General features: G+C 57.6%; 4 protein-coding genes. All 4 read left to right on the top strand.

The genetic code is table 11. The features are described from left to right. The coding region (locus tag IO95_RS06240) for an OmpA family protein (RefSeq protein ID WP_037384385.1) at positions 1–790 on the top strand (790 nt) is incomplete at its 5' end. 14 nt (positions 791–804) lie between these two features. After that, on the top strand, positions 805–1,296 hold the full coding sequence (gene hcp, locus IO95_RS06235; protein WP_037383271.1) for a type VI secretion system effector Hcp: 492 nt from the start codon (positions 805–807) through the stop codon (positions 1,294–1,296). Between the two features lie 876 nt (positions 1,297–2,172). Further along, positions 2,173–4,833, top strand: a complete 2,661-nt coding sequence (gene tssH / locus IO95_RS06230) for a type VI secretion system ATPase TssH (RefSeq protein WP_037384382.1) — start codon at positions 2,173–2,175, stop codon at positions 4,831–4,833. Further along, positions 4,830–5,986, top strand: a 1,157-nt coding sequence (locus IO95_RS06225) for a type VI secretion system Vgr family protein (RefSeq protein ID WP_037384379.1), incomplete at its 3' end; no start/stop codon positions are given. The genes tssH and IO95_RS06225, both read left to right, overlap by 4 nt.

Raw genomic sequence — 5,986 nt, 5'->3', positions numbered from 1 at the left:
GGGCTTGCCGGGTCGCCGTGGCCTGACGCCCGCGCAACGTGTGGGGCTGCGGGCCGGGGCACTGGTGTGGGTGTTTGGTGTGGCGGCCTTGCTGGCGAGCTTTGCCAATAACCATCGCCTTATCCGCAGTGTGGGGGATGACCTGGCCTTTTATCATCGCCTCACTGGCACACCGCCGGAGCCGAAGATACAGGCGCAGCAACAGTTACGCCATGATGAGCAACTGCTGGCGCGTTATCAGCGCCAGGGTGCGCCGTTGTCACTGGGGTTGGGCTTATACCAGGGGCAGGTCTTGCATCCCCCGGTGCAGTTGGCTCTCAGTGACTGGGTGCCACCTAAACCGGCAGCCATTGCAGTCAAGGAGAAGGAGCAAGCCCAAATCGTTCGCCTCGACAGCCTGTCGCTGTTTGATTCCGGCAAGGCGGTACTGAAGCCCGATTCCACCAAAATGCTGGTGAATTCCCTGGTGGGCATCAAGGCCAGACCGGGCTGGCTGATAGTGGTCAGCGGGCATACCGACAACACCGGCAATGCCAAGCAGAACCAGACGCTCTCCTTGCAACGGGCCGAAGCGGTGCGTAACTGGATGCGTGATACCGGTGATGTGCCGGAAAGCTGTTTTGCGGTGCAGGGGTATGGCGACAGCCGACCTTTGGCACCGAATGACACGGACGCCGGGCGGGCACAAAACCGGCGCGTCGAAATCAGTCTGGTACCGCAGGCAGACGCCTGCCAGGTACCCGGCAACCACCCGCCGTCATCACTGGATGGTGACGGTACACAACACTAAATGGAGACAATCCCATGGCAATACCTGTTTATCTGTGGCTGAAGGATGACGGCGGTGCCGACATCAAGGGTTCTGTTGATGTCAAAGACCGTGAAGGCAGCATCGAAATCGTTGCTCAGCAGCATAACCTGTACATCCCGACTGACAACAACACCGGCAAACTGACGGGGACCCGTATTCACACCCCGTTCCTGTTTACCAAGGAAATCGATGCCTCCAGCCCGTACCTGTACAAGGCGGTGACCACCGGTCAGACCCTGAAATCAGCCGAGTTCAAGTGGTACAAAATCAATGACGCGGGCCAGGAAGTGGAGTACTTCAACACCAAACTGGAAAACGTCAAGGTGGTGAAAGTCAACCCGGTGATGCACGACATCAAAGACCCGGCGTATGAGAAACACAACCACCTGGAGCAGTTAGAGCTGCGCTACGAAAAAATCACCTGGACTTACAAAGACGGCAACATCATTCATTCCGATTCCTGGAACGAACGTACTACTGCGTAATACCAGAGCGGACAGGTTCGCCTGTCCGCCCTTTACTTTTCTGAGTACCTGTCGACGGGTACTGAGCAAAGTTGTTATCTCACTTGCCTTTCGAGTTGCGGTTTACACCTTGGCAACTGAAAGGAGATGAGGGAAACATTGAGAGAATTTTACCTAGTGCGCTTTGGTTAATAGCGAAGGGCGGTAGCGTGTCAAAACAGACGCCCCGTGCTGCAAGACAAAAAGGCCAAATAACCGGTATAAGCACCGATAAGAAATGAGCTGCAATAACCCCATAACGTCTCTGAAGGTTAAATGTGCTCGAGGGGTGAGTGCCATTGAAGGCGTTGAACGTAGCGGCGGTGCATAGGCAAACTCGCCAGGGATGGTGAGTTTAGGCGAGACAAACAGGGAGGTTTGTAGCAGCCGGCCGTCATGCGCCGTGGCGTAGTGACAAATCGGTCGGGAACCGATTTGAACGCTGCTTGCAGCGGCCCCGAAGGGGCGAGGCCCAGGGATGGGCCGAGTAACTGCAGCGCAGCGACCGCCTGATCTGGCACAGGGCCGGGGTGCAGGGGGCTGGCTCTTGAGCCCCCTGCTCGGGCGCATTCTTCGGTGGTGAATGGAACACCGCTCATCCAGCGCTCGAAAGCCATGTCGAGCTACAGAGGGAATATTAATGGTAATTAATTTCAGCGTAATACTTATCAATCATTCAGGTGAACACGGTGGTTGACGCCATTGAAGGCGTTGAACGCAGACACGGTGTGCCCATAAGGTAAAAAGCGCCAGGCGACCGAAAGTACTGACACCCATCAAACAAAAACACCCATTTTATTTACCCTGAAATTGAAATATTTCAGATGTAAACGCAAAAAGAACAAGAGAGAAACAATAATGGAAAACCCCGCTATCCTGTTACGTCGTCTTAACCCTTACTGTGCCCGAGCCATGGAAGGGGCCGCCTCACTGTGTCAGACCCGCGCCCATGCGGAAATTCTGCCGGAGCACTGGTTGCTGAAACTCCTGGAACAGGGGGAAGGGGATATCACCGTATTGGCACGCCGTTACGAGTGGGAACTGGACACCCTGTGGCAAGAGCTGCTGGCCTGGCTGGATAACCGCCCGCGCTCGGTGCGTAGCCGCCCGCAGTTGGCGGAAGCCACCCAAACCCTGCTGCAGGAAGCCTGGTTGCGTGCCTCGCTGGCGGGGGAAGAGTCTATTCGCAGTGTCCACCTGCTGATGGCGTTGGTGGATAAACCCAAACTGATAGCCTGCGATGCGCTGTGGCCATTGCTGACCCTGGGGCAGAGCCAACTGGAGCGCCTGCGCCCACTGCTGGATATGCAGTCGGAGGAACGTCCGGAAGTGCAGCAGGAAGCCGAGCTGGCACAAAGCGGCCACTCACCGGAACTGCACACCGACGCCACACCTGAAACAGCGCTCAAGGCCGGCGAACTGTCCGCTGCCCTGCAGAACGCGCTGGACAAATTTACCCTGGATGTCACCGCCAAAGCCAAAGCAGGTCAGATTGACCCGGTATTTGGGCGTGACACCGAAATCCGCCAGATGGTAGATATCCTCTCTCGCCGCCGCAAAAACAACCCGATACTGGTGGGGGAGCCGGGGGTAGGGAAAACCGCCCTGGTGGAAGGGCTGGCACTGCGCATTGCCGAGGGCAATGTACCGGAAAGCCTCAAACCGGTGGCGCTGCGTACTTTGGACCTGGGGTTGCTGCAAGCGGGTGCCGGGGTTAAAGGGGAGTTTGAACAACGGCTGAAAAACGTGATTGATGCGGTACAACAATCACCGACACCGATACTGCTGTTTATTGATGAAGCCCACACCATTATCGGTGCTGGTAATCAGGCCGGTGGGGCAGATGCCGCCAACCTGCTGAAACCGGCGTTGGCACGAGGCGAACTGCGCACCATTGCTGCCACCACCTGGAGTGAATACAAACAGTATTTTGAACGTGATGCTGCGCTGGAGCGCCGCTTCCAGATGGTCAAGGTCGACGAGCCGGACGATGACACCGCCTGCCTGATGCTGCGTGGCCTGAAATCCCGCTACGCCGAACACCATGGCGTGCATATCACCGACGATGCAGTACGCGCCGCCGTCACCCTGTCCCGCCGCTATCTCACCGGTCGTCAACTGCCGGACAAGGCGGTGGACCTGCTGGACACCGCCGCCGCCCGGGTGCGCATGAGCCTGGATACGCTGCCGGAGGCCATTGTGCGCCTGAAAGCCCAACTGACGGCCTTGGAATTAGAACAACAAGCCCTGCTGGAAGATATCGCCACTGGCAGCCAGCAACACGGTGAGCGGCTTAGCGCCATTGAAGTGCAGCGTGGGGAACTGGAAACCGCACTGGAAACGTTAGACCACCGCTTTAACGCCGAAAAAGCCCTGGTGCAACAACTGATGACTTGCCGCCAGGACCTGAGCCGTCAGACTGAAGTGACCTCCCTGCAACATCAGTTGGAGCAGTTACAACAGCCGGAGCCTCTGATACAGGTGGATGTGGACACCCGCACTGTCGCCAATGTGATTGCTGACTGGACTGGCGTGCCGCTCTCCTCACTGATGAAAGACGAACAGACCGAACTGCTGAGCCTGGAAGGGGAGATTGGTCAGCGGGTGGTGGGGCAAGATACCGCCCTGACCGCCATTGCCCAACGCCTGCGTGCCGCCAAAACCGGCTTGACGCCGGAAAACGGTCCGCAGGGGGTATTTTTACTGGTTGGGCCGAGTGGCGTGGGGAAAACCGAAACCGCACTGGCGCTGGCGGATGGCCTGTACGGTGGCGAGAAATCGCTGATTACCATCAACCTCTCGGAATACCAGGAGCCGCACACCGTCTCGCAACTGAAAGGCTCGCCGCCGGGGTATGTGGGTTACGGCCAGGGCGGCATCTTGACCGAAGCGGTGCGCAAGCGCCCCTACAGCGTGGTACTGCTCGATGAAGTGGAAAAAGCCCACCGGGATGTGATGAACCTGTTCTATCAGGTGTTTGACCGTGGCTTTATGCGCGATGGTGAAGGGCGCGAGATTGATTTTCGTAACACCGTGATATTGATGACCGCCAACCTCGGCAGTGACTTGCTGATGCAGTTGCTGGATGAACAGCCGGAGGCCAGCGAAGGGGACCTGCATGAACTGCTGCGCCCGGTACTGCGTGACCACTTCCAGCCCGCCTTGTTGGCACGCTTCCAGACGGTGATTTACCGCCCACTGGACGCCACGGCGATGCGCACCATCGTGCAGATGAAACTGAATCAGGTGAGCCAACGCCTGCAACGCCATTACGGCCTCATCACCCAGATGGGTGACAGCTTGTATGACGCCCTGACCGCTGCCTGCCTGCTGCCCGATACCGGGGCGCGCAATGTCGACAGCCTGCTCAACCAGCAGATATTGCCGGTACTGAGCCAGCAGTTACTGACTTATATGGCGGCGAAGCAAAAACCCAAGACCCTGACCCTGGGCTGGGATGAGGAAGACGGCATTGTGCTGGAGTTTGATCAACCCCATGAGCAAGGAGCAGGGCAATGAGTGATAGCGTGTTAGACAGTGCCACTGGCCAGATAAAGCAGTTGCTGGGCCAGTCCCGTTACCGGGTGGATGTGCATGACTGCCCGTATTTTCTCGATGTGCTGAGCTTCCGTGCCGAAGAGACCCTCAGCCAGCCCTGGTATTATGAGGTTGCAGTGACCTGCACAGCCGAAGATATCAATGTTGATACCCTGTTGCTTAAACCGGCCTCTTTTACCTTTCAGACCCCGATGTTTAGCGGTGCCCCCGCCACCTCGGTACGCACCCTGTTTGGTGTGGTGCAGTCGTTTCGCCGTATTTCCACCTCGGCAGATGAAACCCGTTATACCTTGCGGTTAGTGCCGCGCATTGCGTTGATGGCACACAGCAAAAACAGTGAAATCTACCTCAACCAGTCGGTGACCGAAGTGGTGGAGCAGGTGCTGCGTAAACATGGGCTGGAAGGCCCGGATTTCGAGTTCCGTCTGTCACGGGAATACCCGGCGCGTGAGCTGATCACCCAGTGGCGTGAAACCGACCTGGAATTTGTGCAACGTTTGCTGGCGGAAGTGGGCATTTTCTGGCGTTTTGAAATGGACCGCCGCCTGGAGCAGGATGTGGTGATATGTCAGGACACCCAGTCGCAATATCAGTTCGGCACCCACCTGCCGTTTCGTCATCCGGCGGGGATGAGTGACAGTGGTCAGGAGAGTGTCTGGGATATCCAGACGGCTTACCATGTGGTGACCGGCAGTGTGGCCACCCGGGATTATAACTACCGTGAGGCACTGACCCCGCAAGACAGCACGGAAAGTCTCAGCGGTGTAGAGGGGATCACCACCGGTGAAACCTATCACTACGCGGAACCCTTCCTGACAGAAGGGAACCCGGACAGCATAGAGAGTGGGGCCTTTTATGCCCGTCTGCGCCATGAACGCAGCCTTAATCAGCAGTTTACCGCCAGTGGGCGAGCGACCAGCCCGCTACTGACCCCCGGGCAGGTACTGGAAACCGACACCAGCCTGCCGGAGGTGCTGAAAGAGGGGATAGTCATCACTTCGGTCCGTTGCAGCGGTTCACGCAAGAGCAGCTTCAGCCTGCAATTTGACGGTATCCCCTACAGCGAGACGGTATGCTATCGGCCCGCCCTATTACCCCGCCCGGTGATTGCCGG

It is taken from the genome of Serratia sp. DD3 (assembly GCF_000496755.2).
This window is presented reverse-complemented; position numbering and strand designations above follow the sequence as displayed.